Annotated in this window: 14 protein-coding genes, 1 tRNA gene and 1 pseudogene; 10 read left to right on the top strand and 6 right to left on the bottom strand. The window is 61.2% G+C overall.

What is annotated here, in order from left to right:
* Window positions 1–3: 3 nt before the first annotated feature.
* A complete protein-coding gene (locus tag AC07VV_RS30095) occupies window positions 4–2928 on the bottom strand; it encodes an RHS repeat-associated core domain-containing protein (RefSeq protein ID WP_495038310.1) in 2925 nt (974 codons plus the stop codon).
* 312 nt (window positions 2929–3240) lie between these two features.
* Here AC07VV_RS30095 and AC07VV_RS30090 point away from each other — a divergent pair, with 312 nt between their 5' ends.
* From AC07VV_RS30090 to AC07VV_RS30075, 4 genes are all read left to right on the top strand, one after another.
* A complete protein-coding gene (locus AC07VV_RS30090) occupies window positions 3241–4047 on the top strand; it encodes an alpha/beta fold hydrolase (RefSeq protein WP_495038309.1) in 807 nt (268 codons plus the stop codon).
* A complete protein-coding gene (locus tag AC07VV_RS30085) occupies window positions 4044–4898 on the top strand; it encodes an alpha/beta hydrolase (protein WP_495038308.1) in 855 nt (284 codons plus the stop codon). Before AC07VV_RS30090 ends, AC07VV_RS30085 begins: the two co-directional genes overlap by 4 nt.
* Window positions 4899–5025: 127 nt before the next feature.
* On the top strand, window positions 5026–5832 hold the full coding sequence (locus AC07VV_RS30080; RefSeq protein ID WP_493065942.1) for a DUF4892 domain-containing protein: 807 nt from the start codon (window positions 5026–5028) through the stop codon (window positions 5830–5832).
* Window positions 5833–5901: 69 nt separating this feature from the next.
* A complete protein-coding gene (locus AC07VV_RS30075) occupies window positions 5902–6954 on the top strand; it encodes an AI-2E family transporter (protein WP_495038307.1) in 1053 nt (350 codons plus the stop codon).
* Window positions 6955–7305: 351 nt separating this feature from the next.
* On the opposite strand, the gene xopAW is transcribed toward AC07VV_RS30075, so the two are convergent.
* The 3 genes from xopAW to AC07VV_RS30060 form a co-directional block, all read right to left on the bottom strand.
* Window positions 7306–8163 (bottom strand): XopAW family type III secretion system calcium-binding effector, encoded by an 858-nt coding sequence (gene xopAW / locus AC07VV_RS30070; protein WP_495038306.1) that lies wholly within the window; start codon window positions 8161–8163, stop codon window positions 7306–7308.
* A 110-nt stretch (window positions 8164–8273) separates the two neighbouring features.
* The gene (locus AC07VV_RS30065) at window positions 8274–9323 is read right to left on the bottom strand and encodes a sensor histidine kinase (RefSeq protein ID WP_102620991.1); all 1050 of its coding nucleotides are present in this window, start codon (window positions 9321–9323) and stop codon (window positions 8274–8276) included.
* The gene (locus AC07VV_RS30060; protein ID WP_085710962.1) at window positions 9323–10072 is read right to left on the bottom strand and encodes a response regulator; all 750 of its coding nucleotides are present in this window, start codon (window positions 10070–10072) and stop codon (window positions 9323–9325) included. The genes AC07VV_RS30065 and AC07VV_RS30060 overlap by 1 nt, the downstream gene beginning before the upstream one ends.
* A gap of 295 nt (window positions 10073–10367) precedes the next feature.
* Between AC07VV_RS30060 and pyrF the strand changes: the two genes are divergently transcribed.
* Window positions 10368–11066, top strand: a complete 699-nt coding sequence (gene pyrF, locus AC07VV_RS30055; protein WP_007960372.1) for an orotidine-5'-phosphate decarboxylase — start codon at window positions 10368–10370, stop codon at window positions 11064–11066.
* A gap of 52 nt (window positions 11067–11118) precedes the next feature.
* Here the strand turns inward: pyrF and AC07VV_RS30050 are convergent, their stop codons facing one another.
* Complete coding sequence (locus AC07VV_RS30050) at window positions 11119–12123, bottom strand: NADP-dependent oxidoreductase (RefSeq protein ID WP_495038305.1); 1005 nt, start codon at window positions 12121–12123, stop codon at window positions 11119–11121.
* A 225-nt stretch (window positions 12124–12348) separates the two neighbouring features.
* Here AC07VV_RS30050 and AC07VV_RS30045 point away from each other — a divergent pair, with 225 nt between their 5' ends.
* The 4 genes and pseudogenes from AC07VV_RS30045 (at window position 12349) to AC07VV_RS30030 (ending at window position 16775) form a co-directional block, all read left to right on the top strand.
* On the top strand, window positions 12349–13110 hold the full coding sequence (locus tag AC07VV_RS30045) for an SDR family oxidoreductase (RefSeq protein ID WP_085710959.1): 762 nt from the start codon (window positions 12349–12351) through the stop codon (window positions 13108–13110).
* A gap of 194 nt (window positions 13111–13304) precedes the next feature.
* Entirely contained in the window at window positions 13305–14705 is a 1401-nt protein-coding gene (locus AC07VV_RS30040) for an aminotransferase-like domain-containing protein (RefSeq protein WP_495038304.1), read from the top strand.
* A 9-nt stretch (window positions 14706–14714) separates the two neighbouring features.
* Window positions 14715–15866, top strand: a pseudogene (locus AC07VV_RS30035) (methyl-accepting chemotaxis protein); the annotation flags it as partial.
* 27 nt (window positions 15867–15893) lie between these two features.
* On the top strand, window positions 15894–16775 hold the full coding sequence (locus AC07VV_RS30030) for a methyl-accepting chemotaxis protein (protein WP_425220391.1): 882 nt from the start codon (window positions 15894–15896) through the stop codon (window positions 16773–16775).
* Window positions 16776–17374: 599 nt separating this feature from the next.
* Here AC07VV_RS30030 and AC07VV_RS30025 read toward each other — a convergent pair.
* The gene (locus AC07VV_RS30025) at window positions 17375–18133 is read right to left on the bottom strand and encodes a hypothetical protein (RefSeq protein WP_065261849.1); all 759 of its coding nucleotides are present in this window, start codon (window positions 18131–18133) and stop codon (window positions 17375–17377) included.
* A gap of 386 nt (window positions 18134–18519) precedes the next feature.
* Between AC07VV_RS30025 and AC07VV_RS30020 the strand changes: the two genes are divergently transcribed.
* Window positions 18520–18592, top strand: a tRNA-Glu gene (locus AC07VV_RS30020).
* The last annotated feature ends 1 nt before the right edge of the window (window position 18593 follow it).

Here is an 18593-nt window from a genome sequence, read left to right as displayed (position 1 = left end):
GTCTCACATGTGCGTCATCTGATGGCTCAGATTCGACCGGGAATATTTACGTTGCCCCCGCGTCGTTTCGCTGACGATGTAGAAAATCTCGGTGGCTGCGGGGTCATAGGCCGCACTGCTTGAGGTCGGCACGCTTTCCTGAGTAATGCCGACGTCAGCCTTGGCTTTTTCCACGTCGTAATTATTTTGTCCCAGCACACCACTCAAGCCGGGAGTCGCGGTGGTCACGAACGTCGAGCGCAAGTCGCCGATGGCGCTACTGATCGCCCGGCTCACGGCGGCCTGGGTGTTTGCATCCAGCGTTCTGTATCCCGGTATTTGCGTGGCAGCAAAGTTGGCGATTTGTCCCAGCGAAGAAAAGAAATGCCGGCTGCTGTAGCCGACAACGGCTTTCTTGTGATCGAAAGTTGCCGGCGTGCCTTTGGACGGCTTGGTTGGCGTGCCCCGCAGCCCCCTCACGGCAGATGCGCCCCCTGCTCCGAGCCCGGTCGACGTCGAGGCGCCAATAATCGATTGCAGGGCTTTGCCCACCGGCTGTGCGCCGAACAACGCCGAACTACCGTAACCGACCGCACCTCCAATTGCCCCCACCGCTCCCATGCTGGCAGCACCAGTGACGAAATCGGCACGACCCACGGACGGATTGCTCGGTCCGGCATTGGCGAAATGCTGAGCGGTCAATTCGCGAAAGACTGTGCCGAACGCACTGCCGATCTGTGCGACGGCTGCGGTGTTGCCTTTTGGATTGAGCATTCCGAGCAAGGACGGTGCCGCCCCCAGCGCCGCTCCCATTGCGGCGCCGCTGACTTGCGCCAACAGTGGGGCCCAACTGTCGGGATCATCCATGTGCAGTGCGGATCTGGCCCAGTTGGCACTCGCATATCCACTGATGCCGCCGGTAATGGCGCCCGCCGTGGCGCCGACTGCCGTGACGGCCACACTCATGGGTGACAAGAACCCGGCGACGGCATATTGCACGGCAGCGGCAATCAAGGCGCTGGGAAGGTCCCGGGCCGCCGTTGCACCCACTGCCGCGACGGTGTCGAACCCTGCCAGTCCCTGGAGATCGACGAACCGGACCGGATTGCCGCGCACCATCGCATACAGATTCAAACCATCGACAACACCCGCCGGGTCGGCGCTTATCCAGCACATCCACCAGGGCGCGTAATACCGTTGTCCGTAGTAATACAGACCGGTTGCATCACGCTCCTGGCCAGCATAGCGTCGGGTCTTGTAGCTGGCCTGCACCTTGTCCGGGCCGGCCCACCAGCAAGTGCCGCCATGGGGGTAATAATGTTCCTGACTGATGATGTTGGCGTGCTGGTCGAGCATCAGCAGGCTTGAGCCCAGATGGTTGCTCAGACTGTAGTGAATCAGATCGGCGCCGGGGCCACCGCGAGTCCAGTGCAACATCTCGACGGCGCAACGTCCGGCCTGCACGAGTTTGATGGACATGGACTCACCGGGCGACTCTCGTCGGGTCAGATCCGGCAGGTAGCGCGTCTCGCGGGTTTGTATCGAGGCTCCATTGTGAACAAGACGAACCTTGCGTCTACGCTGACCGCCAATGTCGTAGATGTAGCGCTCGCTGTCGTAAGGTCCATCTTCGCGTACCACCTGATCGATCTGGCGTAGACGGTTGCTCTGAGTCCAGGTCAGATCCTGACCGGGCTGTAACAGGCGTTTATTGCCGTTGGGATCAAATCCGGCAACGATTTCAGTCTCGCTCGGCAAGCCGCCGTCGGGTTTTTGTGCCAGTCCTCGATTGCTGTAGCGGGAAATCGCCATGCGTTGTGTCCAGCTATGGCTTGCAGCCACATGCTCTACCGTCGAGAGATTGCCGCCTGGATCGTAGCTGTAGCTTTGGCGGTAGTTTTCCAGTTGTCCGGGATCCGCTGGCGATCCGAAGACGGGCTCCTGGGGCCCGTTCTGGGTGTTGATTCGCTGCCAGCCGGTGGCTGCAATCAATTGATACAGGCTGTTGTAGGTATAAGTGCTGGTCGGTTCGATTTTCTGATTTCGAAAAAAGCGTGTGGGCTGTGCCAGGTCGTTGATGCCGAGAATGTTGCCCATGCGATCGTAGCTGTACGTAAGGTGTTGCAGCGGCGGCTGTCCGGCAACCCTGGCCATGATTTCCATCAGATGACCGCTCTGCGGGTGGTACCGGCTATCGCTGATCACACCATTGCCAGCCAGTTGCCGTTGAATCTGGCCGCCAGCGCTGTATTCGATATCCCGCAGCAGTACGCTTTCGTCCAACTGCCCGGCGAGTTTCAAGCGAACCCGGGTGAGTTGGCCAGCGACGTCCAGATCGGAAAACTGCACATTGCCTGATGCGTCTTGCAGACTGATTCTTTCTCCCAGCGCGTTGTAGCGGGTGCGTGTGGTGGCACCACTGCCGGTTTCATGCAGCAGGTCCCGGTCCACCTCGGCCATGGGCCAGTCAGGCTCGTCGAGTTGCTCGAGAAAATGTCGGGTTTGGGCGGTGTCTGCGCCCGTGAGCGCGAAACTCGGGAAGTGCAGGGTGCCGGCGTCGTCGTCCAGGCGGATCAGTTGCCCGCACTGATTGTGTAACGCCAATGACGGGTCGCTATCGCCATAGGTGTAAAACGCCCGGTTGCGCGCAGGTATCCCATGAGCGAGTTCGATGATTCTGGTCGGGCGCATCAACAGGTCGTATTCGGTTTGAATCTGCGTCTGTTGACCGTCCCAGCTGGACAGGCTTTGACCAGCCACGCCGGGGAGCGTCCAACGGCGACCGGAATCGACACTGTCGCTGTGAAGGGTCACACCTGTCAGGCTGTGCACCGTAGTCAGATTGGGTCGGGCAGCCGGATCGGTTCCGATCAGGGCGTGCAGGCGCGGATCACAGCTGACGGTCGCCAGTCCTGCGGCGTTGTAGGCTTGTCGATGAATACGCGACACCGCTGCCCCCCCGGGCGCCTCACGGCAGTAGGACACAGAAGCAATGTCCAGTCCTCGCGAATCCCATACCGAGACAGTTGGCGTGTTCTTGTGCATGTGAACAGCTTCCCTGAAGCGTTTCGTATCGCAGCAGTTAGTGCCGAGTCGAACATTGCGTCAACTGTCAGAACTAACAGGTTCAGGCTGTTTTCCGACGGACTGCAAGGCATCGATGAAACAACGTTGTCATCATTCCTGGCAGTAACGGTCATTGCTGTCGGGCGCCGTCTTACGGACAATCAACGCCTGTTTACCGCTCATGGATCTACCGGTATGTCGCAACCGATCTTTTTCGCCCACGCCAACGGTTTCCCTTCCGGCACCTACGGCAAGCTGTTCTCGGCGCTGGCGCCCGAGTTTCGGGTGACGCATCTGGAGCAGCATGCCCATGACCCGCGTTTTCCGGCGGGTGACAACTGGTACCACCTGGTCGACGAACTCATTCATCACCTGCAACAACAGGACGAGCCGGTATGGGGCGTTGGCCATTCCTTCGGCGGAATGCTGCATCTGCACGCCGCGCTGCGTTGCCCGGAGCTGTATCGCGGGGTAGTGATGCTCGATTCGCCGGTGCTGACCCGCACCGATCAATGGGTGATCCGCGCCGCCAAGCGCTTTGGTTTCATCGACAAACTGACCCCGGCCGGTCGCACATTGGGACGACGTGAAGAGTTCGCCGACCTCGACAGTGCCCGCAGCTACTTTGCCGGCAAGACTCTGTTCCGAAGCTTCGATCCCGAGTGCTTCGACGCCTACCTGCAGCACGGTTTGCACAAGGTCGGCGACAAGCTGCGCCTGCGCTTTGACCCGGCCACCGAGATCAGTATTTATCGCGGTGTGCCGCACACCAGTCCCGGACGTACCCGACAGCTTCAGGTGCCGCTGGCGGTGGTGCGCGGGCACAAGAGTCGCGTGGTGATGAACCATCACACCCGATTCGTCGGTCGTCTGCCTCAGGGCGAGTCGCTGACCGTGCCCGGCGGCCACATGTTTCCGCTCGAACGCCCGCAGGACACCGCGCAACTGCTGAAAAGCCTGTTCACTCGCTGGGAAAGCCGCCAGCATAAGGATTGCGCATGAGCCCGGCGGTCGAAGAGGTGCGTATGAGCCTGCCGCATATCGAACTGGCGGCGCATCTTTTCGGCCCTGAAGACGGCTTGCCGGTGATTGCCCTGCACGGTTGGCTGGACAACGCCAACAGCTTTGCCCGTCTGGCCCCGCAACTGAAAGGCTTGCGCATTGTTGCGCTGGACATGGCCGGCCACGGTCACTCGGGACATCGTCCGGTTGGAGCGGGTTATGCGTTGTGGGATTACGCCCATGACGTGCTGCAAGTCGCCGAGCAACTGGGCTGGAAGCGCTTCGGCCTGCTCGGGCATTCGCTGGGCGCGATCGTTTCGCTGGTGCTGGCAGGCTCGTTGCCGGAGCGCATCACCCATCTGGCATTGATCGACGGGGTGATTCCTCCGACGGACAAAGGTGAAAACGCTGCCGAACGCATGGGCATGGCCCTGCAGGCGCAGCTCGATCTTCGGGAAAAACGCAAACCGGTCTACAACACCCTCGACCGGGCCATCGAAGCGCGCATGAAAGGTCTGGTGGCGGTCAGTCGTGAAGCCGCCGAACTGCTGGCGCAACGAGGCCTGATGCCAGTGCCCGGTGGTTACACCTGGCGCACCGACAACCGTCTGACCCTGCCATCGCCATTGCGTCTGACTCAGGAGCAGGCAATGGCTTTCATCCAGCGCATTGCCTGTCCGACGCAATTGGTGGTGGCGGCCGACGGCATGCTGGCCAAACATCCCGAGCTGCTGGAACGTCTACCCTTTAACCGGGAACAGCTGCCGGGCGGGCACCATCTGCACCTGAACGACGAGTCGGGTGCGGTTCTTGTCGCAGACTGTTTCAATCGGTTCTTCGCCATTCCTTGACTTGCTCCGGGCAACTGTCGAGGCTGGGCGGGTTGAAATGGGAGACAACCACAATGGATTTCTACACCGCTGCGAACCCGAATAGCCAGAAAGGCGCCCCGGCCATGCCGATCCGATGAGCCTGTCCATGCGATCTTTCAGTCTGCTGGCGCTGTGCTGTTTCAGTCCCGTGTTGCTCGCCGCCGACCTGCCGGGCAGTCAGGATCTGCCGATCGTGCCGCGTCTGGCCGATGCGCAGATCGTCGACTATCGCCCTCCCGTGGAACTGGAGCGGATTTACCCGATGGGCTCGATCCGCAAGATCAGCGGCCAGTTGCGTTTCGACGGCCAGGTCGGCGCCCGTGGGCAAACCACCTCGGTCACCTACGAATTACCGCCCGAACATTCCGCCAATGAAGCGTTCACCGTCGCCCGCGAAGCTTTGCAAAAGCAGGACGCCGAGCTGTTGTTCTGGTGTCAGGCCAGGGATTGCGGCGAAAGCAGCCTGTGGGCCAATGAAGTGTTCGGCAACGCCAAGCTGTACGGCGCCGACGAGCAGCAGGCCTATCTGCTGCTGAGGCTGGCGGCGCCTCGCGACAACACGTTGGTGGCGCTGTACAGCATCACTCGCGGCAATCGCAAAGCGTATCTGCACGTCGAACAGTTTGAAGCCGCCACGCCATTGGGTGATCTGCTGCCGACGTCTGCGACCCTGTTGCGACAGTTGAAGGACACCGGTGAGCTGAAGTTGCCGAAACTGGCCGGCGATCCCGATGACACCTGGCTGCGTCTGTTGTCCCGTGGCCTGAACCTCGACACCACGTTGCGGGTGACGGTCTCCGGGCCCAAAGCCGAGGCCTGGCGTCAGGCGTTGATCGTGCAAGGTGTGCGTGCGGCACGCATGGAGACCGCTAATGTTGAAGGTACCGGCCTGCGCATCGATCTGTTGCGATAAGGTGTCTCTGGCGGGCACGTTTTGCGTGTTCGCCTACTCTTTGCCTGACTGACTTTTTCGAGATTTCACATGCCCAATAATGATCGTCTGCTGGTGCAGATCCTGTTGCTGGTGTTGTTCGGCGCCAGTTTCTGGGTGATGGCGCCGTTCTGGTCGGCGCTGTTCTGGGGCGCGGTGCTGGCGTTCGCCAGTTGGCCGTTGATGCGCCTGCTGACCCGTTGGCTCGGCGGCCGCGAATCTCTGGCGGCAAGTATCCTGACCCTGGGCTGGATGGTGCTGGTGGCGGCACCGCTGGTATGGCTGGGGTTCAACCTGGCCGATCACGTGCGCGATGCCACGGTGTTCATCAAGGATGTGCAGGTCGATGGTCTGCCGGAAGCGCCGGCCTGGCTCGGCACTATTCCGCTGGTGGGGGAGCGGCTGGTCGGGTTCTGGAACAGTGTCGATCAACAGGGCGCGGCGCTGATGGTGTCGATCAAGCCTTACCTGGGGCAGGTCGGCAACTGGTTGCTGGCGCGCAGTGCGCAGATCGGCGGCGGGATTCTCGAGCTGACCCTGAGCATTGTCTTCGTGTTCTTTTTCTATCGTGACGGGCCACGGCTGGCGGCGTTCGTGCACAGCCTGCTGGAGCGGTTGATCGGTGATCGCGCCGGGTACTACATCGAGCTGGTGGCCGGCACCGTGCAGCGGGTGGTGAACGGGGTGATCGGCACGGCGGCAGCGCAGGCGATCCTGGCGCTGATCGGGTTCCTGATTGCCGGGGTGCCGGGGGCGCTTGTGCTGGGGATCGTGACGTTCCTGCTCAGTCTGATTCCGATGGGGCCGCCGCTGGTGTGGATTCCGGCCACGGCGTGGTTGGCCTGGAAGGGTGAGTACGGGATGGCAGTGTTTCTCGGGATCTGGGGGACGTTCATCATCAGTGGTGTGGATAACGTGCTCAAGCCGTACCTGATCAGCCGTGGCGGGAATCTGCCGTTGGTGATTGTGTTGCTTGGGGTGTTTGGCGGGTTGATTGCGTTTGGGTTTATCGGGTTGTTTATCGGGCCTACGCTTTTGGCGGTTGCTTATAGTTTGTTGACGGATTGGAGCAAGAGTCAGGTTCGGGTTGAGGATCGGCGTTGACGGTAGGCCTTGGCGGCCTTTGGGCCGGCCAGGCTCTGGGTTGTTTTGGGTGAATATCCGTTTCTTCGGTAACGGCGGCTTATGGTTTCGCCCTTACGGCGACTCACTTTTTTACAAGCGCCTAAAAAAGTAAGCAAAAAACGCTCGCCCCGGCGTTCGGCCCTCGCAGGCTCGGGTTCCTTCGCTCCGGTGTCCCTCCGGGGGCATCGACTTCGTCGATGAGTTCGGCTTCGCCGCACGGCACTACGTGCCAATCCCCGGATGAACACCTCCACTCAGCCTTCCGAAGGGGCGGGTGGATCAAGATCAAAAGCGTTGTCGAGCTAACGCTCATCCTGTTTTTGGATTACCTCACGTCGCCACATTCAAATACTTGCCCACCGACGCCGCACTATCGAGCGAATACTGCTTGCTCAAGTTGGCAATCATCCGGTTCAACGCTTCGGTCGTGGTTTGAGTAGTACTGGCAGTCTGTTCATCGCCCGGACGCTGGCGCCCGGCCTGCAACGCGTCCTTCAATTCATCACTGCTCACGCCACCACTGCTGTCGCTATCCAGCACCTTGAGCAACGCCGCGCTGGTGTCGCTGCTGTTCGACGAGGTGCTGTCGCTGGCCTGCAACGCACTGCTCAATTCGGTCGCCGTCACATTTCCATCACCGTCCGCATCAAGCTGGCTGAACAGTTCGTCACTGGAAACCCGGGGTGGTGGCGGTGGTGGCGGGGTGAGGCTGGCGGTGAGTTCGTCCTGGCTGACGATGCCATCCTTGTTCTTGTCCAGGGCGGAGAAGATTTTGCTGCTGTCGGCGGTGCTGCCGGCGCTGGTCAGGCCGCTGCTGAGTTCGTCGCCGCTGATGGCGCCATCACCGTCGGTGTCCAGGGCTTTGATCAGCGCGTCGGCCAGGTCGGTGTTGGGGGCCTGGTTGTGGTCGGGTGGCGGTGGTGGGGCCATGGCGGCCATTTCGTCGGCGCTGAGGCTGCCGCTGCTGTCGCTGTCCAGGTCGCCGAATTGTTTGCTCAGGTTGACCAGTAAACCGTCATTGGATTTTTGCGACAGGGCGCTGTTCAGTTCGTCCTGATCCACCGCGCCGTCGCCGTTGCTGTCGAGTTTGGCGAACAGTTCTTTTTGCAGTTGCTGGCTGCGGGCGTTTTGCGTGGTGGTGCTGCTGGTGCTGGTGTAGCTCGTGTAGTTGCTCACGCTACCGATCATCGGGCTCTCTCCTTGGGCTGGAAAACCGGTTTGTGTACCGGCTTATGCAGCCTCAAGGTGGCAGGTGTCGTGGGTATGTGGATTTTGTACCGGGCGGTACACAGTCGGCTTCAGTGGCGGGGCAGGCGAATCACGGCGGTGAGGCCGCCGCCGGGGGTTTCTTCGAGATTGAGTTGTCCGCCCTGGCGTTGCGCGGCTTCCCGGGCGATGGTCATGCCCAGGCCGACGCCGCCGGAGTTGCGGTTGCGCGAGCCTTCCAGGCGGAAGAACGGTTCGAATACTGCTTCGCGCTTGTCGGCGGCGATGCCCGGGCCGTGGTCGATGACGCGAATCAGCAGTTGCTCGCGCTGATCCTGCAGCTCGATATGCGCTTGTCCGGCGTAGCGCAAGGCGTTGTCCATCAGGTTGTTGATGCAGGAACGCAACGCCATCGGCTGCACCTGCAAGGGCGCGCAGTGGCCGCTGACCTGTACGTCGGCGCCCTGGTCCTGGGCGTTCTCGCACAGGGACTCGACCAGCGCCTGCACGTCCATCAGTTGCAGCGCTTCGCTGGTGCGTTGTTCGTGCAGGTAGGTGAGGGTGGCGTCGAGCATGCCGATCATGTCGTTGAGGTCCTGACGCATCTGGCCCTGAAGTTTGTCGTCGTCGATCTTTTCCAGGCGCAGTTTCAGCCGCGACAGCGGTGTGCGCAGATCGTGGGAGACGGCGCCGAGCATTCGTGCGCGCTGCTGCACCTGTTCGCGAATCCGCTGCTGCATCAGGTTGAAAGTGTGCGCCGCCTGGCGTGCTTCGCGCGGGCCGGATTCGTCCAGCGGCGGGCTGTCGAGGTTTTCACTGAGGCGTTCGGCAGCGTCGCTCAGGCGCTGGATCGGGCGGCTCAGCAGTTTGGCGCCGTACCACGCAGCGATCATCAACGAGATGAACTGAAAGGTCAGCGGCACCAGCGGCCCACCAAACCACGGGCGTGGGGGGCGCCGTGGGAAGCGTGGATCCGGCGGCGGCTGTTGGCCGTCGATACCCTCGGAAAACGCCGGTGGTGGCGGCGGCGGTGGCGGGCCGTAATGGTGGAACCAGGCGAAAGCCAACAGGTGCGCCAGGACGATCGCCACGAACAGCATGCCAAACAGGCGGCCGAACAGCGTGTCGAAGCGCGCCCGCATCAGCCGATATCCCGTGCGTCGAACAGGTAACCCTCACCGCGTACGGTTTTGATCAACTGTGGGGCTTTCGGGTCGTCGCCGAGTTTTTGCCGCAGGCGCGAGACCAGCAGGTCGATGCTGCGGTCGAAGGCTTCGATCGAGCGGCCACGGGCGGCGTCCAGCAATTGTTCGCGGCTGAGCACCCGGCGCGGACGTTCGATGAACACCCAGAGCAGGCGGAATTCGGCGTTGGACAGCGGCACGACCAGGCCGTCGTCGGCGATCAACTGGCGCAGGACGCTGTTCAGGCGCCAGTTGTCGAAGCGAATGTTCGCACGCTGTTCGGTGCGGTCGTCGCGCACCCGACGCAGAATCGTCTGGATCCGCGCCACCAGTTCCCGTGGTTCGAACGGTTTGGCCATGTAGTCATCGGCACCCAGTTCCAGGCCGATGATGCGGTCGGTGGGTTCGCAGCGGGCGGTGAGCATCAGGATCGGGATGTCCGATTCGGCACGCAGCCAGCGGCACAGCGACAGGCCGTCTTCGCCGGGCAGCATCAGGTCGAGCACCACCACGTCGAAATGTTCGGCCTGCATCGCCTGGCGCATGGCTGCGCCGTCGGTGACGCCGCTGGCGTGAATGTTGAAACGGGCCAGGTAGTCGATCATCAATTCGCGGATCGGCACATCATCGTCGACGATCAGGGCCCGGATGCTCCAGCGCTTGTCGTCTTTCTGCTCTTCATTCACGGAGACTTGGGAGTTGTGCATGAGGCTGTTCATCTGCCAGTAGGCCGCCAACCACAAAGATAGGCTGCGAGGTTGTGGTTTCAGCATAGGCGTCCGGCCGTGAGGCGGGAAGGGCTGCTGTAAGGACATGTTGCGGCTGGCGAGGCTAGCGCGGACGCATGTTGTCGGCGTGTCGGCTGTGTATCGGCTTCGACACAATACCCTGCAAGGCTATGCTGATCACGTCCGGCGCGACGATTTACCGATCATCGGGTGCCGCGCCGCCGCCGGTTCCGCTACAATGCGCGCCGATTTCGACTTGCCTGAGAGCCCACCCATGTCCGCCTGCCAGACTCCTATCATCGTCGCCCTGGATTTCCCCACCCGTGACGCCGCACTGAAGCTGGCCGACCAGTTGGACCCGAAACTGTGCCGGGTCAAAGTGGGCAAGGAACTGTTCACCAGTTGCGCCGCGGAAATCGTTGGCACCCTGCGTGACAAGGGTTTCGAGGTGTTCCTCGACCTGAAATTCCACGACATTCCCAACACCACGGCAATGGCGGTCAAGGCCGCTGCCGAGATGGGCGTGTGGATGGTCAACGTTCACTGCTCCGGCGGTCTGCGCATGATGGCGGCCTGCCGTGAAGAGCTGGACAAGCGCAGCGGCCCGCAACCGTTGCTGATCGGCGTGACCGTGCTGACCAGCATGGAGCGTGAGGATCTGGCGGGTATCGGTCTGGACATCGAGCCGCAGGAGCAGGTGCTGCGCCTGGCTGCATTGGCCGAGAAGGCCGGGATGGACGGTCTGGTGTGCTCGGCGCTGGAAGCCACGGCGCTGAAAACCGCGCATCCGTCGCTGCAACTGGTGACGCCGGGGATTCGTCCGGCGGGCAGTGCCCAGGACGACCAGCGTCGCATCCTGACTCCACGTCAGGCGCTGGATGCCGGATCCGACTATCTGGTGATCGGCCGTCCGATCAGCCAGGCGGCGGATCCGGCCAAGGCGCTGGCCTCGGTGGTTGCCGAACTGGCCTGATCGAACAGCTGAAGATGCAATGAAGGGAGCCCGATGGCTCCCTTCGTTGTTTTCAGACCTTCAACACCAGTTTGCCGAAGTTCTCGCCGCTGAACAGTTTGCCCAGGGTCTCCGGGAATGTTTCCAGTCCTTCGACGATGTCTTCCTTGCTCTTGAGCTGACCCTTGGCCATCCACCCGGCCATTTCCTGGGCGGCACTGGCGTACTGCGCGGCGTAGTCCATCACCACAAAACCTTCCATCCGCGCGCGGTTGACCAGCAGCGACAAGTAGTTGGCCGGGCCTTTGACCGCTTCCTTGTTGTTGTACTGGCTGATGGCGCCGCAGATCACTACGCGCGCCTTGACGTTCAGACGGCTCAGCACGGCGTCGAGGATGTCGCCGCCGACGTTGTCGAAATACACGTCCACGCCTTTCGGGCATTCGCGTTTAAGGCCGGCCAACACGTCTTCGCTCTTGTAGTCGATGGCGCCGTCGAAGCCCAGTTCATCGATCAGGAACTTGCATTTGTCCGCGCCGCCAGCGATGCCGACCACCCGGCAACCTTTGATCTTGGCGATCTGCCCGGCAATGCTGCCGACCGCACCCGCTGCACCGGACAACACCACGGTGTCCCCGGCCTTCGGTGCGCCGACATCGAGCAGGGCGAAGTAAGCGGTCATGCCGGTCATGCCCAGTGCGGATAAATAAACCGGCAGCGGTGCCAGTCTCGGATCGACCTTGTAGAAACCTCTTGGCTCGCCGAGGAAATAATCCTGCACGCCAATGGCACCGTTGACGTAGTCGCCGACGGCAAACCCCGGATTGTTCGAGGCGATGACTTTGCCTACGCCCAGCGCGCGCATGACTTCACCCAGACCCACCGGCGGGATGTAGGACTTGCCCTCGTTCATCCAGCCGCGCATGGCCGGGTCGAGGGACAGGTATTCGTTCTTGACCAGGATCTGTCCCGCCGTCGGCTCACCCACCGGTACTTGCTGATACGTGAAGGTTTCGCGGGTGGCGGCGCCCACCGGGCGTTTGGCGAGCAGGAACTGACGATTGGTCTGGTTAGTCATGACAGGCACTCAACGGGATGAAGCCTTGTTGATAGACCCTCCTTGGTGATGCCGCAAGGTTGGCTGACGAGGCGAATGCAGGTCGATCAAACAGGGTGATAGTGGCTGTCACTGTTTTATCACTGCGATTCATGGGCGGTTAAACGGCCTTCTGATAGTGCTGCCGCTGTCGGGGTGGCTGTGGCTATGCTGCCCTCATCAATCCCCGCATTCGAGGACATAACAATGAGCATGACGTTTTCCGGTCAGGTTGCCGTAGTCACGGGCGCCGCCAACGGTATCGGCCGCGCGACCGCCCAGGCATTCGCCGCTGAAGGTCTGAAAGTGGTGGTGGCTGACCTGGATGCCGCCGGGGGCGAGGGGACGGTGGCGCTGATTCGTACCGCCGGTGGTGAAGCGACCTTCGTGCGATGCAACGTGACTGTCGAAAGCGAAGTAAAAAATCTGATGGACGAGGTGATCAAGACCTACGGCCGTCTCGACTATGCCTTCAACAACGCCGGCATCGAAATCGAGAAAGGCAAACTGGCCGAAGGCTCGATGGATGAGTTCGACGCGATCATGGGCGTCAACGTCAAGGGCGTCTGGCTGTGCATGAAGTACCAGTTACCACTGCTGTTGGCCCAAGGCGGCGGGGCGATCGTCAACACCGCGTCGGTGGCCGGGCTGGGTGCTGCGCCGAAGATGAGCATCTACGCCGCCTCCAAACATGCGGTGATCGGTCTGACCAAGTCGGCCGCCATCGAGTACGCCAAGAAGAAAATCCGCGTCAACGCCGTTTGCCCGGCGGTGATCGACACCGACATGTTCCGTCGCGCCTATGAGGCCGACCCGAAGAAAGGCGAATTCGCCAACGCCATGCACCCGGTAGGTCGCATCGGCAAGGTCGAGGAAATTGCCAGCGCCGTGCTGTACCTGTGCAGCGATGGTGCAGCGTTCACTACCGGCCATTCGCTGGCCGTGGACGGTGGCGTGACCGCGTTCTGAAAAGTCGTCCGCTGATGCAGGAAAAGACCCGCCCGCCGGCGGGTTTTTTTTCGCTTGCCGTCAGTTACATGTCGTTGATAAACAATGTGTATCAAATAGTTAGAACGGTGGCTTTTGACGGCGTTGTCGCACAGCCTGACCGGCGCGGCTGTGATTTACTGCCGCGGGCAAAACGGACAGGAGTTTGGGTACTCATGGAATTGAGAATTGACCGACAGGCAATGGTGCCGGTTGTGCAGCAGATTGTTGATGGATTGATCGAATGGGTCGTGCAGGGAGAGGTGCCGCCAGCCACGCGCCTGCCTTCGGTGCGACAAATCGCGCGGTTGAACCTGCTCAGCCAGTCGAGCGTCATGGAGGCCTGTGAGCGTCTGGTGGCACAGGGCGTTCTGGCCTCGCGGCAAGGGGCGGGGTTCATGGTCGCAACCACGTTGCCGAAGTGTTGCAAGTCTCTTGACAGTCCGGCTTTCGAGGGCGAGCGCCACGGTTTTGATACGGATCCGCAACGGCGTGGCGGGCTGAAGCTGGGCGACGGGGTTTTGCCCGAGAGCTGGCGAGAGCCCGATGATCTCAGCTACGCGATCCGTCAGGTGGCCCGCACCGACATGGCCAGCCTGTTCAACTACAACACCCCCCTCGGGCTCCCCGCGCTGCGCGAGCAAATCGTCAAACGACTCGGGTTGCTCGATATCAAGTCTGACGACGAACGGGTGCTGACCACTGCCGGCGCCAGCCACGGGCTGGATCTGATCGTGCGTACCCTGTTCAGGGCCGGTGACTGTGTGGTGGTGGAAACACCGGGTTATGCGCCGCTGTTCGATCTCTTGCGGCTGCACGGCGTGCGCATGCTGGAGGTGCGCCGTACGCCTGGCGGGCCGGACCTCGAGGCGCTTGAGGCGTTGTTGCAGCAATTCCGGCCGGCGGCGCTGTTCATCAACAGTCATCACCACAATCCCACAGGAAGCTGTCTCGCGCCGGCCGCGGCGCGGGGCATTCTGCAATTGAGCAAAACCTACGACCTGCGGCTGATCGAAGACGACGTCTACGCCGATCTGCACAATGGCAGCGGCACGCGGCTGGCGGCACTGGATGAAGACGGGCGGGTGATTTACGTCGGCAGTTTTTCAAAGACGCTGAGCAGCTCGTTGCGGGCAGGTTTCGTGATGGCCAGTGTTGAGGTGATCGAGCAACTGGCGCGGGTCAAGATGATCAGCTGCATGGGTACCTCAAGGTTCAGCGAGGCGGTTCTGGCGGCGCTGCTGGCCAGTGGTGCCTATCGCAAACTGGTGCAGCGCCAGCGCCAGCGGCTCAATACCGATCGCGCGGCGGCCCTGCAGGCGCTGGAGGATGCCGATTGGGAAGTATTCGGCAAGCCCACCGGCGGGCTGTTCATCTGGGCCCGTTCGCCGCTGGCGAATGACGAGTACCTGCGCAGGCAGGCCTTGCGTCATGGTGTGCAACTGTCCTGCGCGACATCATTCAGCCCCAGTGGCGAAGCCAGTGACTGGCAGCGGATCAATGTGGCCTATGCTTGCGATCCGAGGGCGCGGCAGTTCTTCCGCAGTACAGCCGTGGATCGACCTCAAGTGTTCTGAAAACGACGCATGCCTAGCTTTTTGCCATTATTCCGACGCCAGAGTCTTGTGCTGGTTCATGGCCGTTGCGACTCTTCGGCAACAGACTTTGGCAGGGGACTACGCGCAATGATTTCGGCCGTGCAAGGACGTTTTGCCAACCTCGGTATGGCGAAAAAACTGGGTATCGGGTTTGTGCTGGTACTGCTGTTGACCGCGCTGGTGGCGGCCATCGGCGTCTGGTCCCTGCAGACCATCAGTCAGCGCTTCGACGGGCTCAAACAGATGTCCTCGCTCAACAGCGGCTTGCTCAAAGTGCGCCTGTTGGAGCAGGACTACGCCTTGCACGGCAATCCGAAAACCGCCGATGCCCTGCACGAGGGCGTGGATGGTCTGATCGCCATGGCCGATCAACTCAAGACTTTGTCGCCGGGCAATGAGTCGGTCATGAACGACGTCCAGCAGTCGTTGGGCGCTTACCGCAAAGCCTTCGATGAGTTCGTGTCCTTGACCCAGGCCAAGGATCTGGCGCTGGAAATGGCCAGTTGGTCGGTGTCCAGCGTCGCCAACAACCTCGACGTCCTGCAGGCCGGGCTTGCCGATGACGGTGCCTATACGCTGAAAGACAGCGAGGGCAAGGATGGGGCCCAGTTCATCGAGCAGGCCAGTCAGGTCAGCCAGGTCTCGCGTCTGATGTTGCAGGCCATGAATGAAGCGCGGGTGCGGCTGGATCAGAGTCGCAAGGGCGACGACAGCGCCAAGGGCAACATCGAACAGGCCGCCCAGGCCCAGGCGCAAGCCGAACAACTGAAATCCACGGTCAAGGACGAAGGTTATCTGACGGTCCTCAATGAGGTCTCAGGCCACATCGCCGGTTTCAATGACAAACTCGCCGAGTACACCGGGCTTCTGGCTCAGGAAAAAACCGTCTACGAACAACTGCATCAGCGTGCCGCCCAGGTGGTGGAGCGGGTCGATCAGGCCTATGTCGCCCAAGACGTCGCGATGCAGGGTGAGTTGAAGAAGAACTCGGTGCTGATCATTGGCTCGTCAGCACTGGCGCTGCTGGTCGGGCTGATTGCGGCGTGGGTGATCACCCGGTTGATCGTCGCGCCGTTGCGCAGCGTGATGCATGTCGCTCAGCGGATCGCTGCCGGTGACTTGAGTGCAACGGTAGAGGTGACCCGTCGTGACGAAATCGGCCAGTTGATGCAGTCCATGCAGCAGATGGGCGCGGGCCTCAGCACCATCGTCAGCGGGTTGCAGGCGGGCATTGAGCAGTTGGCCAGCTCCGCGCAATCGCTGTCGGCGGTGACCGAGCAGACCAATCTTGAAGTCAGCAGCCAGAAAGAGGAAACCGAGCAGGTCGCCACGGCCATGAACCAGATGACCGCCACCGTTCACGACGTGGCGCGCAATGCCGAAGAAGCGGCGCTCGCAGCGCAGACTGCCGACGACAAGGTCGAGAGTGGCCAGCAGGTGGTTCGTCAGAGTATGGCTCGGATCGAGCAACTGGCGGATTCGGCGACGTCGGCCAGTTCGAGCATCGAAAGCCTGAGCGCGGAAATCCAGAACATCGGCACGGTGCTCGGGGTGATCAAGAGTGTTGCCGAACAGACCAACCTGCTGGCGCTCAACGCCGCGATCGAAGCGGCCCGGGCGGGCGAGCAGGGCAGGGGCTTTGCGGTGGTCGCCGATGAGGTGAGGGCGCTGGCCCGGCGCACCCAGCAGTCGACCGAAGAGATCGAGCGACTGGTCAGTGCCTTGCGCTCGGCGGCGCATTCGTCGGTGCAGCAGATTCAGAGCAGTGGCGAGCTGGTGAAGCTGGCGGTGAGTGATGCGTTACAGACGGAAAGCGCGCTGGGGAGTATTGCGGCGGCGGTTTCGTTGATTCAGCAGATGAATCAGCAGATTGCGGCGGCGGCCGAGGAGCAGAGTTCGGTGGCCGAGGAGATCAATCGCAGTGTGACGAGTATTCGGGCGAGTGCGGATCAGTCGTCGATTGCGATGCGCGGGAATGCGGCTTCGAGTGTTGAGCTGGCGCAGTTGGGGAGTGAGCTCAGGGGGATGGTGGGGCACTTCAGGCTTTGATTTGTTTTGACCTTGGCGGCCTTTGGGCCGACCAGGTTGCTGGTTGTTTGGTGTGAATATCCGTTTCTTTGGGTGCTGCCGCTGGCGGTTTCGCCCTTACGGCGAGTCCCTTTGGCAAACGCCCCAAAGGAACCAAAGGTCTGGGCCCCGGCGTTCGGCCCGCTCGCTGGGGCTCGGGGTTCCTTCGTTACGGGATTTATCCCGGGGCATCGCCTCCGGTTTGCTTCGCTGCACCTCCTCTCGATGTGTTCGACTTCGTCGAACGGCGCTGCGCGCCCACCCCCGGATAAATCCCTCCACTCAGCCTTCCGATGGGGCCGGCACGTCAAAAGCCTTACTCGAGCTAACGCTCATCGTGTTGAGTGGTGAAAGCCAAAGCCAAAGCCAAAGCCAAAGCCAAAGCCAAAGCAGGAGTCGAGTTGCATGAGTTTCAAAAACCGAGTTCGACTCGGTATCTCACGTCGGCGTACCTCTCCCAAACACCTCGGTCAGTCCCCTCTCCCTCCGGGAGAGGGTTAGGGTGAGGGCGCTTTTGATTTTGATCTTTCCAGCGGCCAATAAAAAAGCCACCTCTCGGTGGCTTCTCTCTCTGACTGCACTCAGTCGTAAATCACTTTCTTCTTCCAGTCCGCATCAGCCTCGACATCCTTGAGGCCGGCAGTCAGCTGGTTTTCTTCGCCTTCGACCGGGGCAATCTTGTCCATGACCTGGGCGTTGGCGCGGGCCAGCAGTTTTTCCAGGTATTGCAGTTGTTCGGCGTAGATCTGTGGGTCCTGCTGTTTGCGCAGGTATTGCACGCCGCGTTCGAAGGCGAGGCGGGCCTGGCCTGGCTGGTTCTGTTGCAGGGCGTGCTGGCCGAGGTTGTTGAAGAACTCAATGTGCAGCAGCACCAGAATATGGCGCACTTCACGAATCCAGTGTTTGGCTTCGTTTGGTGGCAGGAAACCGTCCTGAGCGGCGCGGGTGATCTGGCCGTGCAGGGCTTCGAGCAGGAAGCGGACGTCCTTGGCCTTGGCTTCGGTCTGGATCGGGGCCGGCGGGTTGTTGACCGGGATCGATTCGCCCTGGGCGACGAGGGCGCTCAGTTCGGTGATGCGGGCCTTGGTCGTGGCGCTGGTCTTTTCCAGGTTCAGCAGGCGCTGGCAGACGTTCAGTTCCAGGCGGGTCATCAACAGCTTGAGGGCCGGGGTCATGAACTGGCCGGGGAAGGTTTCGGTCAGTTCGCCACAACGGCGCAGGCGGTCGTTGAGTTCGACCTTGGTGCGGGCCTTCTCCAGTTTGGTGTTTTCCACCACATGGTTCATGTAGCCAATGGCGATCAAGATTGCGATCCCGGCTATGACTAGCAGGGTGATCATGAGTGGTGTCACCGGTAAGACCTCTTTTAGGGTTCACGTGCGAGTGTAGTGGCTTGGCATATAGGAGCCTAGCGCCGCTCGACGGGTTGGATCGGCTAAGCTCAATCTGTATCGGCCGCAGGGCTGCTTATATAAATGCTGGCCCTTGGGGTGCAGATTGCCATCACCTGTGCCGTGGACTATAACGCCTTGGCGAGTGGCGGAATATAGGCGTCAATCGTCGGGCGACGGAAAAGTCCGAATCGGCGCGTAAAGCAGGTCGAAGTCATTGATTTAAATAAATTTATATCAGGGGGTTGACGACCTTCCAATCCATCCATAGAATGCGCGCCACTTGCAGCGTAAAGCACACAGCGATACGAAGCAGGGAGTGAATGTTGTAGTGTGTCCCCTTCGTCTAGTGGCCTAGGACACCGCCCTTTCACGGCGGTAACAGGGGTTCGAGTCCCCTAGGGGACGC

The sequence above is a fragment of the Pseudomonas sp. GW821-FHT02C04 genome (assembly GCF_059421845.1).
The sequence above is the reverse complement of the archived record's forward strand: the minus strand, read 5'-3'. Positions and strand labels throughout refer to the sequence as shown.